Below are 16,404 nucleotides of genomic sequence, written 5' to 3'. Positions count from 1 at the left end.
TGGGGGGTGCGGTCCTTCGTGTTGCGCCGCCTTCCGCGGGCCGCGCCCCCCCCCCGCCCCCCCCCACCTCGACCGGACAGGACCTAGCTAACGCCCTCGGCAACACCGCGTCAACAGTTTGTTGAAATCTCGTATACGGACACCCCCACCCGGGCCTACTCGCCCGTGGTCGCGCTCCCGCGCGCGCTTTCGCGGGCGTTCTCGCGGGCGTTCTCGCGGGCGTTTTCCCTGTTCAGGTAGTTGTAGACGGTGAAGCGGCTGACACCGAGGGCGCTCGCCACCGTCTCGACACCATGCCGGACGGAGAAGGCACCGCGCGCCTCAAGTATCCGGACGACCGACTGCTTGGTCTTGCGGTCCAGTTCGGCGAGCGGCATGCCGTGCCGCCGTTCCAGCGCGGCCAGGATGTGATCCAGCGAGTCGGACAGCTGGGGCAGCCGTACGGCGAGCACGTCCTCGCCCTCCCAGGCGAGCACGACATCGTCGGGCCGGGCCTCGCCGGGGGCCATCAACTCGCCGCCCATGGCATCGATCAGCGGCTTGACCGCCGCGACGAACGGGTGGTCCAGCGGCGCGGCCATCAGCCGTTCCCCCCTTCCCCGATTGCCCCGGTCACCCGGCCGCCCTCGGTCACCGGGCCGTCCCCGACCACATTGACCTGGAGGGAGACCCGGGTCGCCCCGGCGGCCAGCGACCGGTGCAGCAGTACGCCCACCGCGTTCAGCACCGCGTCCGCGCCGCCCTCCGCCGTAGTGCCGAACGGGCCGACATCCACGGCGTCGAGTTCGGCACCCTCGACGACCTCACGGGCCACCAGCGCGTGGGCGGGCGCCTCGTCCAGATCGAAGGGCTCGGTCGTGAACTCCACTCGCAATCGCACTGTGCCCCCAAAGAACATCGGCTCCGACCTGCACGTTCCCTCAAGCCTCCGGCCGAGAGGGCACATCCGGGACACATCCGGGGCGGATTCTCCGCGGTGGTGTGCTCCAGTCGACACGACCTTAACGGACCCGCTCGCGCCCACCGGGCCACACGGACACGTCGTCGAAACGAAGCGCGCGGGTGACGAATCACGGGAGCCCCCTTGACAGCCACCGAGCCACCCAGGCACTCTTCCATCAAGTAGAATATTACTTCCGCGATACGGAAGGTGCGTCGGACTCCTCATGGCCCCTCTCCTCACGAACGGGCGCGGCACCGAGCAGCGCTTCGATGTGAACCTGTCCATCCTCTTCACCGAGCTCCCGCTGCTTGAGCGCCCGGCGGCCGCGGCCGCGGCCGGTTTCGCCGCGGTCGAGCTGTGGTGGCCCTGGACCGACACCCCCACCCCGCCCCGGGCCGAGCTCGATGCCCTGGGGAAGGCGCTCGACGACGCGGGCACCCAGCTCGTGGGGCTGAACTTCTACGCCGGACAGCTGCCGGGGCCGGACCGCGGCGCGCTCTCGGTGCCGGGTGAGGAATCCGACCGGTTCGTCGCCAATATCGAGGTCGCGGCCGACTTCGCCGCCGCCACCGGGTGCCGGGCCCTCAACGCCCTGTACGGCAACCGCGTCGAGGGGGTCGATCCACAGGCGCAGGACGAACTGGCCCTGGAGAACCTCGTGCGGGCGGCCCACGCGGCCGACCGGATCGGGGCCGTCCTGCTGATCGAGGCGCTCAACAAGCCGGAGTCCCCCCGCTACCCCCTGGTGAGCGCTCCCGCCGCGATCGAGGTCGTGCACAAGGTCAACGCCGCCACCGGTCTCGGCAACGCCGCGTTCCTGCTCGATCTCTACCACCTGTCGATGAACGGCGAGGACCTGAACGAGGTCATCGACCGGTACGCCGACAGGACCGGCCACGTACAGATCGCCGACAACCCCGGCCGCGGCGCGCCGGGCACCGGATCGCTGCCGCTCGAAGACCTCCTCGGCAGGCTGCGGAAGGCCGGATACACCGGCTGGGTCGGGCTGGAGTACAAGCCGGGCGACCGGCCGAGCGCCGAGTCCTTCGACTGGCTCGCGGGGGCCTGACCGGCCCGACAGGGCCTGGCTCCCCGACCGCCGGCCCGCCAACCGACCGTATTCACGCGCGTGTTGCGATGTGCGCGGGTAGTGAGAGAGGCACCCAGATGAGTAATCTCCCCACGATCGCGTGGATCGGTCTCGGCATCATGGGCTCCCCCATGTCCGAGAATCTGCTCAAGGCCGGCTACTCCGTGACCGGCTTCACGCTGGAGCGGGACAAGCTGGAGCGGCTGGCCGCGGCCGGTGGTACGGCCGCGGGCTCGATCGCCGAGGCGGTACGGGACGCCGAGGTGATCGTCACGATGGTGCCCGCCTCCCCGCAGGTCGAGGCCGTCGCGTACGGAGAGGACGGCATCCTCGCGAACGCCAGGCGGGGCGCGCTGCTGATCGACATGTCGTCCATCACGCCGCGGACGTCGGTGGAACTGGCGCGGAACGCGGCCGAGATGGGCATCCGTGTCCTGGACGCCCCGGTCTCCGGCGGCGAGGCCGGCGCCATCGAGGCGGTCCTCTCCATCATGGTCGGCGGTGAACAGGCCGACTTCGACGCGGCCAAGCCGCTGCTGGACGCGCTCGGCAAGACCATCGTGCTGTGCGGGCCACACGGCTCCGGGCAGACGGTGAAGGCCGCCAACCAGCTGATCGTGGCGGTGAACATCCAGGCGTGCGCCGAGGCCGTGGTCTTCCTGGAGCGGTCCGGTGTGGACCTCGCCGCGGCGCTGGACGTCCTCAACGGCGGGCTGGCCGGGTCGACCGTGCTGACCCGTAAGAAGGACAACTTCCTCAACCGCGACTTCAGGCCCGGCTTCCGGATCGATCTGCACCACAAGGACATGGGCATCGTCACCGACGCCGCCCGCAATGTGGGCGCCGCGCTCCCCGTGGGCGCCGTCGTCGCCCAACTCGTCGCCTCCCTGCGCGCGCAGGGCGACGGCGGGCTCGACCACTCCGCGCTGCTGCGCTCGGTCGAGCGTCTGTCCGGCACCGAGATCTGAGTCCGGCTCCCCCGAACCCCGGGCAGCGGTGGCGCTGACACCTGTCCTGTCGCGCCCAGGCGCCGCCGCCGCCCGGAACCCACCAGTGAATGACCGAGCTACGCACGGGAGATGACGGGAGGTCGGCTCCCGTGCGTCGTCCCGCACCACCGGTCCCGTACGAGGGGTGGCCGGCGGTACGGGCAGCGAGAGGACCGCGGCGGCGAGCGAGCCAGTGCGGTGGTGAGGGGAACGTCGGTCCTTCCCGACCCGAGGGAAGGAACGCCGGTCTCCCGTCGCCGCCGCGGTCCTCTCTTCTGCCGCCCACTCTCCCAGCGCCCCACGTGCGGCGTGGAGTACGGACAGCTCCCGTGCTCCACGCTCTTTCGCGTGCCCGCGTCCGGGGCGGACTCCGGCGGCCGCGGCGCAGACGGCTGAGGCGGAGGCGGCCGCGGCCGACACGGCTGAGGACCCCGCCCCGGATCGCTCCGGAACAGGGCCCTCGCTGCCGCCGGGTCAGGGTCAGGTCAGCGGCAGGATCTCCGTGGGCGCGTGCCACGGCTCGGTGGCGAGGTCCTCGAACTCGTTCACGCTCGCGATGTCGCTGCCGCTCATCGCGATATTGGTGACGCGTTCGAGGATCGCCTCGACGATCACGGGGACACGGAACTCGGCGGCCAGCTTCTTGGCCCGCTCGAAGGCCGGCAGCAGCTGGTCGGGCTCGGTGACCCGGATCGCCTTGCAGCCCAGGCCCTCGGCGACCTTCACATGGTCGACGCCGTAGACGCCCAGCTCGGGTGAGTTGAGGTTCTCGAACTCCAGGTTGACCTGGAAGTCGATGTCGAAATTGCGCTGTGCCTGCCGGATCAGGCCCAGATACGAGTTGTTCACCAGCACATGCACATACGGGATGCGGTGCTGCGCGCCGACCGCCAGCTCTTCCAGCATGAACTGGAAGTCGTAGTCGCCGGAGAGCGCGACGACCGTGGCGTCGGGGTCGGCGGTGGCCACGCCCAGCGCGGCCGGGATGGTCCAGCCGAGCGGGCCCGCCTGGCCGCAGTTGATCCAGTGGCGCGGCTGGTAGACGTGCAACATCTGCGCGCCGGCGATCTGCGAGAGGCCGATGGTGGTGACGTACCGGGTCTCGGGACCGAAGGCGCGGTTCATCTCCTCGTACACGCGTTGCGGCTTGAGCGGCACATCGTCGAAGTGGGTACGCCGGTGCAGCGTGGCCTTGCGCTCCTGTGCCGAGGCGGCCCAGGCGGCGCGGTCCGGCAGTTCGCCCGCGGCCTTCAGCTCCTTCGCCACCTCGACGAAGAGCGCGAGCGCGGCTTTCGCGTCCGAGGCGATGCCGTAGTCCGGGGGGAAGATCTTGCCGATCTGGGTGGGCTCGATGTCGACATGGACGAAGGTGCGTCCGCGCCGGTACACATCGAGCTTGCCGGTGTGGCGGTTGGCCCAGCGGTTGCCGATGCCGAGGACGAAGTCGGACTCCAGGAACGTGGCGTTGCCATAGCGGTGCGAGGTCTGGAGCCCCACCATGCCGGCGTTCAGGGCGTGGTCGTCGGCGATGGCGCCCCAGCCCATCAGGGTCGGCACGACCGGAGTGCCGGTGAGTTCGGCGAACTCGACCAGTGGTTCGGAGGCGTCGGCGTTGATGATGCCACCGCCGGCGACGATCAGCGGGCGCTCGGACGCGTTCAGCATCCTGACGGCCTTCTCGATCTGGGCGCGGGTGGCGGCCGGCCGGTAGACCGGCAGCGGCTCATAGGTCTCCGGGTCGAACTCGATCTCGGTGAGCTGGACATCGAGCGGCAGGTCGATGAGAACCGGCCCGGGGCGTCCCGAGCGCATGAGGTGGAAGGCCTGCTGGAAGACGCCGGGGACCTGCGCGGCCTCCAGGACGGTCGTCGCGGCCTTGGTGACCGGCCGCGCGATCGAGGAGATGTCGACGGCCTGGAAGTCCTCCTTGTGGATCACCGCGGTCGGCGCCTGGCCGGTGATGCAGAGGATCGGAATGGAGTCACCGATCGCGGAGTACAGGCCAGTGATCATGTCCGTGCCCGCGGGCCCGGACGTACCGACGCAGACACCGATGTTGCCCGGGTGCGTACGCGTATAGCCCTCGGCCATGTGCGAGGCGCCCTCGACATGGCGGGCGAGCGTGTGATGAACCCCGCCGGCCGCCTTGAGGGCGGCGTAGAAGGGGTTGATCGCGGCGCCCGGCACACCGAACGCGTTGCTGACGCCTTCGCGCTTGAGGATCTCAACTGCCGCTCGGGCAGCGGTCATTCGAGGCATGAAGTGCTCCTGCTTCGGCCGGCGGATCAGGGCTCTGTCGCGCCACCTGAGAGCGCCAATTCCGTGATGCGGAAGAATTATTCTGTTATACGGAATCAATCTAAGGTCCTCGCGGTACGACGTCAAGGGATGGGCGAAGCCCCTCCCCAACCCCCCGCCTTTCGAGGACGATGAAGGGGAGATCACGATGCGGAGAGGGCGTTGATGGGAGAGGGAGCTTCGGTGTGCTGCCCGTCCTGCGGCAGCCGCCATACGTTGACGGCGTCGGTCTATCCGTGCGTGTGCGGGGCCGGGGTGGCACCGACACTCGCCGGGGACGCCCGCGTGGAGGCGGTCACCCGGCGCGCCTGGGCGGACGAGTGGGTGACGGTCCGTTGTGCGGCCTGTGGGCGCGCGGACCAGTGGCCACGGCCGGAGCTGGGCTGCCCGTGCGGTGCGATGCTGCGGGTCGCGGTGGAGCCGGACACAGCCGAGCCGGTGGCGGCCGAGGAACCGGCTCCCGAGCGGCCCTCGCACATCCCACTGCCCCGGACCGCCGCCGCGCCGCGCCCCGGTTTCCGCCCGGTGACGATCCGTACGGCGCGGGACGCGGTGACGACGGCCGCGCTCTATCTGCGCTGGCTCGGTTTCAAGAGCGTCGTCGAGTCCGGGGAGCCGTTGGACACCGGTATCAGGACGCCCGGCTCTGGGACGCCGGGCGTCGGTCTGCGCGGCCCCGATGTGATCGCGCGGGTCGACCCGACCACCGGCCCCGCGTCCCTGCGCTCCGTCGAATGCCTCTGGCTCGACGGTATGAGCGCGTCGACGAGGAGTGTCTACTTCTCCCTCGCGGGGTACGCGGACGACGCCCGCGCCCGCGCCGACGACCTCGGTCTCCCGCTCTTCGTCCTCGATCTCACGGGCGCTCCCCAGCCCGTCAACGGCCCGGCGGACGAACTGGTCTCGTCCGGGGCGTGACACGTGGAGGGGCCACGGCCCCCGAAGGCCCCGAGAACCGCTCGCGCAGCTCGACCTTCCGCACCTTCCCGCTCACCGTCATCGGGAACTCGGCCATGATCTCCACCCGGCGCGGGATCTTGTAGTGCGCGAGCCGTTCCCGGCAGTACGACACGATGTCCTCCAGGGCCGGCGGCGCGGCCGGGTCGCGTGGCACGACACAGGCCAGGATCTCCTCCCCGTACTTCTCGTCGGGGACACCGACCACCTGCACGTCCGCGACCTCCGGATGGCCGTACAGGAACTCCTCGATCTCCCGGGGCGAGACATTCTCACCACCCCTGATGATCATGTCCTTGATCCGGCCGACGATCTGCGCGTAGCCGTCCTCCCGTATCACCGCCAGATCGCCGGTGTGCATCCAGCGGCCCGCGTCGATGACCTCGGCCGTGCGCTCCGGCTCGTTCCAGTAGCCGAGCATCACGCCGTAGCCCCGGGTGCACAGCTCGCCCGCCGTGCCGCGCGGCAGCGTCACCCCGCTGACCGGGTCGATCACCTTGACCTCGATATGCGGCAGAGCCCGGCCGACCGTGCCCGTACGGCGTTCCAGATCGTCGTCGCGCCGGGTCTGGGTGGAGACCGGGGACGTCTCGGTCATGCCGTAACAGATGGAGACCTCGGCCATGTTCATCTCGGCGACGACCCGTTTCATCACCTCCACCGGGCAGGGCGAGCCCGCCATGATGCCGGTGCGCAGCGAGGAGAGATCGTACGAGGCGAAGTCGGGGAGGTTGAGTTCCGCGATGAACATCGTCGGGACGCCGTACAGCGAGGTGCAGCGCTCCCGTTCGACCGCGCGCAGTGTGGCCGTCGCGTCGAACGAGGGCGCCGGGATGACCACGCACGCGCCGTGGGAGGTGGCGCCGAGATTGCCCATGACCATGCCGAAGCAGTGGTAGAACGGCACCGGCAGACAGACCCGGTCATGTTCCGTGTAGCCGACCGTCTCGCCCACGAAATAGCCGTTGTTGAGGATGTTGTGGTGGGAGAGGGTGGCGCCCTTGGGAAAGCCGGTGGTGCCCGAGGTGTACTGGATGTTGATCGGGTCGTCGCAGGACAGGGTGGCCTCGCGCGCGACGAGCTGATCCTCCGTCACATTCTGTGCGTGGGTGAGCAGTTCGCGCCAGCTCGGGTCACCGATGTAGTGCACGGAGCGCAGTTCGGGGCAGCGCGCGCGGACCTCCTCGACCAGGGCGCGGTAGTCGGTGGTCCGGTGGGCGAGGGAGGCGACGAGCACGGAGATCCCGGACTGGCGGAGTACGAACTCCACTTCGTGCGCGCGACAGGCCGGGTTGATGTTCACCATGATCGCCCCGATCCGGGCGGTGGCGTACTGCACGAGCAGCCACTCGGGGCAGTTGACCGCCCAGATCCCGACCCGGTCGCCCTTCGCCACACCGCGCCCGAGCAGCGCCCGCGCCAGCTCACCGACCGCCGCGCCGAACTCCGCGTAGGTCCAGCGCCGCCCGGACGCCACGTCGACCAGTGCCTCCCGGTCCGGGAAGGCGGCGATCGCCCGGTCGAGGTTGGTACCGATCGTGTCGCCGAGCAGCGGGATCGCGCCGGTGCCGTGGATGTACGAGTGCACCGGCGCGGGGGTCCCCGTCGTCATCGCAGGTCCCCCTCGTCGTACTCGGCGTCGGAGCCCTCGGCCGTGCGCTCCCGCAGTTCGATCCGGCGGATCTTCCCGGACACGGTCTTGGGCAGTTCGGCGAACTCCAGCCGGCGCACGCGCTTGTACGGCGCGAGGACCGCCCGTGAGTGGGCGAAGATGACCTTCGCCGTGTCGGGGCCCGGCTCCCAGCCCTCCGCGAGGACGACATACGCCTTCGGTACGGCGAGCCGCAGGGGATCGGGCGCGGGGACCACCGCGGCCTCGGCGACCGCCTCGTGCTCCAGCAGCGCGCTCTCCAGCTCGAACGGCGAGATCTTGTAGTCGCTCGCCTTGAAGACATCGTCGCCGCGGCCGACATAGGTGATGTAGCCGTCGGCGTCGCGCGCGCCGATGTCACCGGTGCGGTAGTAGCCGCCGGCCATCGCCTCGGCCGTACGGTCGGGGTCGCCGTGATAGCCCGTCATCAGCCCGACCGGACGGGCGGAGAGATCGAGCGCGATCTCGCCCTCCCGCGCGCCGGGCGCTCCGGTGACCGGATCGAGCAGTTCCACCGTGAAGCCGGGCGTCGGTCGTCCCATGGATCCGGACTTGAGCAGCTGGCCCGGCGAATTGGCGACCTGCACGGCCGTCTCCGTCTGGCCGAAGCCGTCCCTGATCGTCACGCCCCACGCGCGTCTGACGGTCTCGATGACCTCGGGATTGAGCGGTTCGCCCGCCGCGACAACCTCGCGCGGCGGGGTACGCAGCTGGGACAGATCGGCCTGGATCAGCATCCGCCAGACCGTGGGCGGGGCGCAGAAGCTGGTGACGCCCGCGCCGTCCATCTCCGCCATCAGCCTGGCCGGGTCGAAGCGGGTGTAGTTGTGGAGGAAGACGGTCGCCTCGGCGTTCCAGGGCGCGAAGAGATTCGACCAGGCGTGCTTGGCCCAGCCCGGTGAGGCGATGTTCAGATGGACATCGCCCGGCTTGAGCCCGATCCAGTACATCGTCGCGAGATGGCCGATCGGATACGAGACATGCGTGTGCTCGACCAGCTTCGGGCGGGCGGTCGTACCGGAGGTGAAGTACAGCATCAGCGGATCGTCCGCGTGGGTGGCGCCGTCCGGCTCGAAGGCGGCGGACCGGTCGTACGCGTCCTCGTACGCCAGCCAGCCCTCGGGGGCGCCTTCCGGACCGGCGCCCACCACGATCCTGGTGAAGTCGCCCGGGATCGCGGCGAACTTCCCGGTGTCCTCGGCGCGTACGATCACCTGCGCGGCCCGGCCGCGCTCGATCCGGTCGCGCAGATCGACGGGGCCGAGGAGCGGGGTCGCGGGGATGACGACGGCCCGCAGTTTCATCGCGGCGAGCGCGGTCTCCCACAGCTCGACCTGATTGCCGAGCATGACGACGACGCGGTCCTCGGCCCGTACGCCCTGCTCACGGAGCCAGTTGGCGACGCGGTTGGAGCGGGCGGACATCTCGGCGAAGGTGACGCGGACACGGCGGCCGTCCTCCTCGACGATATGCAGGGCGACACGGTCGTTTCCCCGCCCGTCGGCGCCCTCGGCGATCCGGTCGAACCAGTCCAGCGCCCAGTTGAAGCGCTCGGGACGCGGCCATGCGAAGCCCGCGTACGCCGTCGCGTAGTCCTCCCGGTGCGTCAGGAGGAAGTCCCGGGCCGCCCGGAACCGCTCGGTCGGGTCGGTGGGATCGGTCGGACCGTCGGCCGCCCTCGGCCTGCTTGCCGTCATGTGTCCTCCTCATTGCCGGACCGCTCTCTGACATCGTGTAATCAGTGACGTGGGTCTCACCACCCCCGGATGGGGGTGAGGGGCGGTGGCGACGGGAGGAAGAGACGTGGCCGAACCGGTCGAGGCGGTGGAGATGCGGGCCGCGCTGCTGCGGCTGCGCAGGACGACCGGGCTCCCGGTGGCGTTCGGCGGGCTGCTGCACCAGGCGGGACGGATGGACATCGCCGAGCTGAACGGCGCGTCGACGGGTGCCCTGCGCGGCCTGGCGATCTCTTCCGGCAACGGTCTGGGCGGCAAGTCCATCGCGCTGTCCCGGCCGTGCGCGGTGACCGACTACCGGGAGGCACGCCACATCAGCCACGAGTACGACGCGGCGGTCGCCGCGGAGGGCCTGCGCTCGGTACTCGCGGTGCCGGTGGTCGTACAGCGCACGGTGCGCGGGGTGCTGTACGGCGCCCTGCGCAGCGCGCTGCCGATCGGCGACCGCACCTTCGACGCGGCGGTCGCCGCCGCGCGGGACGTGGAACAGGCGCTGGTCGTACGGGACGAGGTACGGCGGCTGCTCACCGTGAGCCGCGAGCCCGCGCCGGGCCCGGCGGCCTGGGAGGAGGTCCGCGCGGCCCACAGCGAACTGCGGGCGCTGGCGCCACGTGTCCTCGACGCGCGGCTGCGTGCGGAACTGCTCGGCGTCTGCGGGCGGCTGGCGGGCGCGTCGGACCCGATGGGCGCGTCGGCGCCGCCGGGCACCGCGTCGCGTCCGGCCCCGGTCGCGCTGGCACCGCGCGAAGTGGACGTCCTGACCTGTGTCGCGTCCGGGGCGACCAATGCGGCGGCGGCCGAACTGCTCGGTGTGCGGCCGGAGACGGTGAAGGGGTATCTGCGCTCGGCCATGCGCAAGCTGGGCACGCACACCCGGCTGGAGTCGGTGGTGGCGGCGCGCCGGGCGGGCCTGCTGCCCTGAGCTTCCCCGTCGTGGACACCCACCGGGCTCGGTGTGAGGGTCGCGGTGACGGGCCGGGCGGACTGAGCGGGTGCGAGCGGATCGGCTCGACAGGACCGGCCGCGCCCCGCCGTGCTGCCAGGATCGCGTCAAAATGCGGTCTCCCCTGGTCAACGCCGCGTTATGGCCAGGCCATCCCGCCCTGTCCTGGGCATAGCTTCCGGGTGTCGGAGCGTATGGACGGCCCCGACGGCTCAGATCAGCGATCGACTCCCCTGGGAGGACACCATGGAGCGCCTCGTACCCGAGGACGCGGGCGACGGTTCGGACACCGCGCCCGTCGCGGACCCCGACGCCGACCCCGACGAACCCCGCGCGGCCAGGCCGCTGTACGTGCCCGTACGGCTCGGCTCGGCCGGCGGCCATCAGCTGCGGTTCGCGCGCACGCCGCTCGGCGCGCGGACCGCGATCGGCTTCACCAGCAGCCTCCGGCTGACCGCCGTCCTCGGTGAGGGACAGCCGTGGATCAGGCTGGCGGAGCCCGCGCTGCGCGCGCTCGCCGAACCGCTCGGCGCGGCCCTCGTCACCGTGGACCCGCAGCTGACCGCCCCCGCACCCGCACCCGCCGGCGACGTGCGTCCCGCGCCGGACCGGCCCTGTGCCCGGCGCGCCCTGGAGACACCGGAGGCGATGGCCGCATGACCGCCGAACCTCTGCTGCGGGTCAGCGGGTTGAACACACCGACGGTCTGGCCCGCGTCCGCCGTCCTCGCCCCCGGTGGCGACATCGCGGTGGCCGGAGTCCGCCTCACGGAGCTGGCCGATCGCTACGGCACCCCCGCCTACGTCCTGGACGAGGACGAGGTACGCGCCCGTGCGCGGGCCTGGCGACAGGCACTGCCCGACGCCGAGGTCGTCTACGCCGCCAAGGCGTTCCTGTGCCGCGCCGTCGTCGACTGGATGGAGCAGGAAGGGCTCGGCCTCGATGTCTGCTCGGCGGGCGAACTGGAGCTGGCCGCCACGCGGGGCTTCCCGCCCGACCGGATCGTGCTGCACGGCAACGCCAAGTCGCCGCGGGACCTGGGCACGGCGCTGCGCCTGGGGGTCGGCCGCGTCGTCATCGACTCGGCCTGCGAGACGGCCCGGCTGGCGGCGCTGGTCCAGGGGCCGGACGCGCAGCAGGTGATGGTCCGCGTACTGCCGGGGATCGAGGCGGGCGCGCACCCCAAGATCCGTACGGGGGCGGACGGCCAGAAGTTCGGGCTGTCCCTCGCGGACGGGAGCGCGCAGGACACGATCGCCCGCGTCCTCGGTCAGTCCCGGCTCGAACTCGTCGGCCTGCACTGCCATCTGGGCTCGCAGATCTCCGAGCCCGGCCCGTACGCCGAGGCGGTACGGCGACTGGTGGCGTTCCTGGCGGCCCTCCGTGACCGGTACGGGGTGACGCTGCCCGAACTGGATCTGGGCGGCGGTTTCGCGGTGGCGTATCTGCCGGGCGATCCGGCACCGGCGCCCGCGGAGTACGGCGCACTGATCACCGGCACGCTGGCGAGCGCCTGCGCCGAGAACGGACTGCCGGTCCCGCGGCTGACGGTGGAGCCGGGCCGCTCGATCATCGCCCCGGCCGGGATCGCTCTGTATCACGTGCTGTCGGTGAAACGCACCGCCGGCCGGGTCCTCGTCGCCGTCGACGGCGGGATGAGCGACAACCCGCGGCCCGCGCTGTACGGGGCGCGCTACACGGTCCGCCGGGTGGGACGCGCGTCCGACGCGCCGATGCGCGCGGCGACGGTCGTCGGCCGGCACTGCGAGGCGGGCGATGTGCTCGCGGAGTCCGTGGAGCTGCCGGAGGACATCAGGCCCGGGGACATCCTGGCGGTGCCCGCGGCCGGGGCATACCAGGTATCGATGGCGTCGGGCTACAACATGACGGGACGCCCGCCCGTGGTGGCGGTCTCCGGGGGGAGATCGCGACTGCTGGTGCGCCGGGAGAGCTTCGAGGACCTGCGCGCCCGGGACGTCGGCCTGTGACGGGGACGTCGCCCTCCGCCGCGTCGCGCTCCGTACGGGTGGAAGACCCCGCGCCGTACGGGTGGAAAACCCCGCGACACGCGAGCGCCCGGTTTGTTAGCTTCCGGACCATGAAGCCGCTCACCGAGGACGAGATCCGCGGATGGTTCGTCAACTGTTCCAAGGGCGAGGCCCGCAGAATGAACCTCCCTCGGGAGCTGTCCGACCTGCCCTGGGCCGATCTCGACTTTCTGGGCTGGCGCGATCCCGGGGCTCCCGACCGCGGCTATCTCGTGACGGAGCGCGCGGGCGCGTGGGTGGGCGTGACGCTGCGTGCCCCGTCGTCCGGGCAGAAGAGCTTCCTCAAGTCGAGCATCTGCTCGATCTGTGTCACCCCGCACGCCGCCTCCGGGATAGACCTGATGACGGCGCCCAAGGTCGGTGTGGCGGGCCGGCAGGGTAATTCCGTCGGTATGTACATGTGCGCGGATCTGGCGTGTCCCCTCTATGTCCGGGGCAGGAAGAAGTCTCTCGGGCGGCGGCTGGAGGAGTCCCTCAGCCAGGAGGAGCGGCTGGCCAGGGCGCGGACGAATCTGGACCGTTTCCTGGACAAGCTGTACGAGGGCGTGACGGCGGTCTGACGGCGCGGCCCGGCGTGCCGGTACGCCGACGGCGGCCCGGGTCTCCCCGGACCGCCGTCCGCTCATGCCGTACGCGCCTCGTCCCTCGGGTGTCAGAGGCCCTGCGGCCCCACCGGTCGACGGGACGGGCGCGCGAGGGTGTAGCCGGCGATCGCCGCGAGCGCGCCGAGCACACCGCCGGCCGCGGTCCAGATCCAGCGGTCCGTCCACCAGCCGGCGGACCAGCCGTCCTCGGGCTCGACGCCGGAGGCGGCGAGCCGCGCCCCGTCGCCAGGAGCGCTGTCGCCGCCGGTCCCGGTCCCGTCGCCGCTGTCGGCCGCCGCGACGGTGGTACGGCCCGGGGTCAGCGGGACGGTCAGCCGACCGCCGACCGCGAAGGCCCCGCCCTTGTCCGGGGTGGCGGCCTCGATCTCCGCCCGTACCGGCAGCCCGAGGTCCACCTCCTGCGCGCGCGGGACGCTCAGCCGTACGTAGTAGCTGCCCGGCAGCGGATCGTTGGACCACGGCTCGGCCCAGGACCGTACGGTACGCAGCGTGCAGCGCAGTTCGACCGAGCGCGCGTCGGCGGCGAGCGCCTTGGTCTGGGTGCCGTACACGCATGGCTGGCGGCGGCGCAGTCCGTCGTAGACGTCCACCTGCCAGGTCGTCGCGCCTTGCCTGGCCGCGGCGGACTCGGGGAGCGTGATCTTCGCGGTGACGGTCGGGCGCTGCCCGGCGTCCGCGGGGAACACCCAGTACAGGTAGTCGCCCGAGGAGCCGTCCGCCGTGGCCCGCTGGCCCGGCCGGAACGCGGTGGCCGTACGGAACGAGGTGCCCGCCTCGGTCGGCGCCTCCGCGCTGTCGGAGCTGTCGGAACCGTCGGACGAGCTGCCGGTGGGGGTCGGCGTCTCGTCGGCGACGGCGCTGCCCGCCGTACCGAGCAGCAGCACACCGGCCAGCAGGGAACCCGTGAACATACCGGTGATACGCATCAGTTGCTCCTCCATACGAGACGCAGGCGCGAGAGCCAGCCCCAGAGCAGTCCGGCGACCAGTCCGGTCAGGGCCAGGGTGCCGAGCAGCCACCAGCCGCGGCCGAGACCGAACGCGGCGAGGTCGGAGGGCTCGTCGGGCGAGTCGACCAGGTCGACGGTCAGCTCGACGGGCAGGCCGGGAGTGGTCTTGACGGAGGCGGGAGCGGAGAAGGCGTTGCTGACCTGGAGACAGACCGTCTCGGGGGCCGGCTTCACATCGTTCTCGTCCTCGTCGTCGAGTGGCGGCTTCGGGTAGCGCAGACCCGACGAGATCACGTCCGTGCGTCCGTCGCCCGCTTCCGAGCCGCGGACGATCTCCCTGCCGTGTACGGTCACGGCGCGCAGCAGCACGCCGTAGTCCGGGTTGACGGCGCGGTCGGCGCCGATGCTGACGGAGGCGCGCAGCTCCTGGCCGGGCAGCACGTCCACGCGGTACCAGCGGTGCTCGGAGAACTTCTCGCGGTCGCTGTACAGGCCGGGCTTGATCCGCGGGGCGTCGGCGCAGCGCGCGGCGCCCTCGGTGGCCACCGGGGTGACGACGGGGTCGGCCGCGCGGTCCACCAACTGTGTGACGCGGCGGGAGAGTTCGTCGGTGTGCTGGACGGAGGTGAAGGTGCCGCCGGTGGCCTCGGCGATACAGGTCAGCTGCCGCCGGGTCTTGTCGTCGGGGACGAGACCCAGGGTGTCGATGGTGAGATGGATTCCCTTGGCCGCGATCTCACGCGCGACCTCGCAGGGGTCGAGCGGGGCGCAGGTGTCCTCGCCGTCGGTGATGAGGACGATGCGTCGGGTGGCGTCGCCGTCGCCCGCCAGGTCCTCGGCCGCGCCGAGGAGCGCGGGGCCGATGGGTGTCCAGCCGGTGGGGGCGAGGGTGGCGACCGCGGTCTTCGCCTCGGTGCGGTCCAGCGGGCCCACCGGGTAGAGCTGCTTGGTGTCCTTGCAGCCGACTTTGGTGTCCTTGCCGGGGTAGTTGGCGCCCAGGGTGCGGATGCCCAGCTCCACTTCCCCCGGAACCGCGTCGAGCACCTCGTTGAACGCTTGTTTGGCCGCCGTCATCCGGGACTGGCCGTCGATGTCGCGGGTTCGCATCGAGCCGCTGACATCGAGGACCAGATCGACCTTCGGGGCCGGTTTCCCGGCAGGTTCGTCGGCGGCGGCAGCGGCGGGAGGCAAGAGCCCTACGGCCAGGGTGGCCACCAGACCGCACAGGGCGGCTGCCGGCCATTTACTTATGATCATCGCCGGATGATAGTGAGAGTTCCCCCACCGGACCAAACAGGAATTGACGGTCCGTCAGCGTTCGCACCGGTGGGTGTCCGCGCGCTTCCGCTCCAAGGGCTGTCGGGTCCGAGGCGCGTTCCGACGTTCCGAGGTGCGCTCCGACGCCAGGAGCGGAAGCGGCCCCGTCAGCCGTCGGCGGACACGCGCCGCGCCGCCGCGGCCAGATGCTCGCGCATGGCGAGCACCGGACGTTCGGGGTCGCCGGACTCGAACGCCGCCAGGATCGCCGCGTGTTCGTCCACGGCCGAGGCGATACCCGCCGTGCCGAGGCCGGCGGTCCCCCGCGACCTGTGCACCTGGGCGCTCAGGGACTCGGCGGTCCTGAGGAGAAAACGGTTGCCGGAGGCCCGGATGATCGTGAGATGGAACTCCCAGTCGGCCGCGAAGCACTCGCGCAGACCGGAGAGGGCGGCCGGCCGGCCCTGGGCGCCCCGTGACGTCCGCACGCGACGGGCGCGCAGCACATGCTGTGCGTGCGCGGCCCGCAACTCCGGCAGGAGGCCGTCGGCCCTGGAGACCGCGCGCTCGGCGGCGGCGGTCTCCACGACCGCGCGCATGTCGAACAACTCCGCCCGTTGCGTGGACGACAGCGACGGGGCGACGCGATAGCCCTTGAGCGCCACCCGCGAGATCAGCCCGGTGTGTTCGAGCTGGACGAGCGCTTCGCGCACCGGGGTCGGGGACACCCCCAGCTCCCGGGCGAGGGAGTCGATACCGAGCGAACTCCCTTGCGGGGTCGAGCCGTCGAGCAGCCTCTCCAGAATCGCGTCGTACACACCGTCGCGGAGGGACCGGCGAGGCACCACCGGCGTGCGGCCGACGGCCGGAGCGGCCAGGGCACTGCTCTCGTTCCCGTTCATCTCGCTCGCCATCGTAGCTCGCCGTCCTCGCCTCAC

At 71.5% G+C, this 16,404-nt stretch carries 15 protein-coding genes; 7 read left to right on the top strand and 8 right to left on the bottom strand.

All coding sequences use genetic code 11. The features are described from left to right. Positions 1–155: 155 nt before the first annotated feature. Both ABTZ59_RS22370 and ABTZ59_RS22365 read right to left on the bottom strand, forming a co-directional pair. Positions 156–581, bottom strand: coding sequence for a helix-turn-helix domain-containing protein (locus tag ABTZ59_RS22370; RefSeq protein ID WP_351410156.1), 426 nt, complete (start codon positions 579–581; stop codon positions 156–158). Then, the gene (locus tag ABTZ59_RS22365; protein WP_351410153.1) at positions 581–880 is read right to left on the bottom strand and encodes a YkoF family thiamine-binding protein; all 300 of its coding nucleotides are present in this window, start codon (positions 878–880) and stop codon (positions 581–583) included. Before ABTZ59_RS22365 ends, ABTZ59_RS22370 begins: the two co-directional genes overlap by 1 nt. Positions 881–1,166: 286 nt before the next feature. Between ABTZ59_RS22365 and ABTZ59_RS22360 the strand changes: the two genes are divergently transcribed. Both ABTZ59_RS22360 and ABTZ59_RS22355 read left to right on the top strand, forming a co-directional pair. Continuing rightward, positions 1,167–2,012 carry a TIM barrel protein gene (locus tag ABTZ59_RS22360; protein WP_351410147.1) on the top strand — a complete coding sequence of 282 codons (846 nt, stop codon included), beginning with the start codon at positions 1,167–1,169 and terminating at the stop codon, positions 2,010–2,012. 98 nt (positions 2,013–2,110) lie between these two features. Then, on the top strand, positions 2,111–3,001 hold the full coding sequence (locus ABTZ59_RS22355) for a 2-hydroxy-3-oxopropionate reductase (RefSeq protein WP_351410140.1): 891 nt from the start codon (positions 2,111–2,113) through the stop codon (positions 2,999–3,001). 501 nt (positions 3,002–3,502) lie between these two features. Here the strand turns inward: ABTZ59_RS22355 and gcl are convergent. Next, positions 3,503–5,281, bottom strand: coding sequence for a glyoxylate carboligase (gene gcl, locus ABTZ59_RS22350; RefSeq protein ID WP_351410131.1), 1,779 nt, complete (start codon positions 5,279–5,281; stop codon positions 3,503–3,505). Positions 5,282–5,485: 204 nt separating this feature from the next. Between gcl and ABTZ59_RS22345 the strand changes: the two genes are divergently transcribed. Continuing rightward, positions 5,486–6,238, top strand: a complete 753-nt coding sequence (locus ABTZ59_RS22345; RefSeq protein WP_351410124.1) for a hypothetical protein — start codon at positions 5,486–5,488, stop codon at positions 6,236–6,238. Here the strand turns inward: ABTZ59_RS22345 and ABTZ59_RS22340 are convergent. Together ABTZ59_RS22340 and ABTZ59_RS22335 are read right to left on the bottom strand one after the other, a co-directional pair. Further along, the gene (locus tag ABTZ59_RS22340; RefSeq protein ID WP_351410120.1) at positions 6,198–7,889 is read right to left on the bottom strand and encodes an AMP-binding protein; all 1,692 of its coding nucleotides are present in this window, start codon (positions 7,887–7,889) and stop codon (positions 6,198–6,200) included. The genes ABTZ59_RS22345 and ABTZ59_RS22340 overlap by 41 nt on opposite strands. Further along, positions 7,886–9,625: an AMP-binding protein gene (locus ABTZ59_RS22335; RefSeq protein WP_351410114.1), complete on the bottom strand. Its 1,740-nt coding sequence runs from the start codon at positions 9,623–9,625 to the stop codon at positions 7,886–7,888. The genes ABTZ59_RS22340 and ABTZ59_RS22335 overlap by 4 nt, the downstream gene beginning before the upstream one ends. Before the next feature lie 106 nt (positions 9,626–9,731). On the opposite strand from ABTZ59_RS22335, the gene ABTZ59_RS22330 reads away from it, so the two are divergent. The 4 genes from ABTZ59_RS22330 (at position 9,732) to ABTZ59_RS22315 (ending at position 13,215) form a co-directional block, all read left to right on the top strand. After that, positions 9,732–10,586 (top strand): LuxR C-terminal-related transcriptional regulator, encoded by an 855-nt coding sequence (locus ABTZ59_RS22330; RefSeq protein WP_351410105.1) that lies wholly within the window; start codon positions 9,732–9,734, stop codon positions 10,584–10,586. Between the two features lie 267 nt (positions 10,587–10,853). Continuing rightward, the gene (locus ABTZ59_RS22325) at positions 10,854–11,267 is read left to right on the top strand and encodes an SAV_915 family protein (RefSeq protein WP_351410095.1); all 414 of its coding nucleotides are present in this window, start codon (positions 10,854–10,856) and stop codon (positions 11,265–11,267) included. Then, entirely contained in the window at positions 11,264–12,595 is a 1,332-nt protein-coding gene (gene lysA, locus ABTZ59_RS22320; RefSeq protein ID WP_351410080.1) for a diaminopimelate decarboxylase, read from the top strand. Before ABTZ59_RS22325 ends, lysA begins: the two co-directional genes overlap by 4 nt. Before the next feature lie 110 nt (positions 12,596–12,705). Next, entirely contained in the window at positions 12,706–13,215 is a 510-nt protein-coding gene (locus ABTZ59_RS22315; protein WP_351410069.1) for an FBP domain-containing protein, read from the top strand. A 92-nt stretch (positions 13,216–13,307) separates the two neighbouring features. Here ABTZ59_RS22315 and ABTZ59_RS22310 read toward each other — a convergent pair whose 3' ends face one another. The 3 genes from ABTZ59_RS22310 to ABTZ59_RS22300 form a co-directional block, all read right to left on the bottom strand. Continuing rightward, a complete protein-coding gene (locus ABTZ59_RS22310; protein WP_351410063.1) occupies positions 13,308–14,186 on the bottom strand; it encodes a hypothetical protein in 879 nt (292 codons plus the stop codon). After that, on the bottom strand, positions 14,186–15,466 hold the full coding sequence (locus ABTZ59_RS22305) for a VWA domain-containing protein (protein ID WP_351410053.1): 1,281 nt from the start codon (positions 15,464–15,466) through the stop codon (positions 14,186–14,188). The genes ABTZ59_RS22310 and ABTZ59_RS22305 overlap by 1 nt, the downstream gene beginning before the upstream one ends. Before the next feature lie 167 nt (positions 15,467–15,633). Next, on the bottom strand, positions 15,634–16,380 hold the full coding sequence (locus ABTZ59_RS22300; protein WP_351410042.1) for a GntR family transcriptional regulator: 747 nt from the start codon (positions 16,378–16,380) through the stop codon (positions 15,634–15,636). Between the last annotated feature and the right edge of the window lie 24 nt (positions 16,381–16,404).

The sequence above is a fragment of the Streptomyces sp. NPDC094034 genome (assembly GCF_040303865.1).
GTDB lineage: Bacteria > Actinomycetota > Actinomycetes > Streptomycetales > Streptomycetaceae > Streptomyces.
Note: the sequence above shows the minus strand (reverse complement) of the source record. Positions and strands in the feature narration are given on the sequence as shown.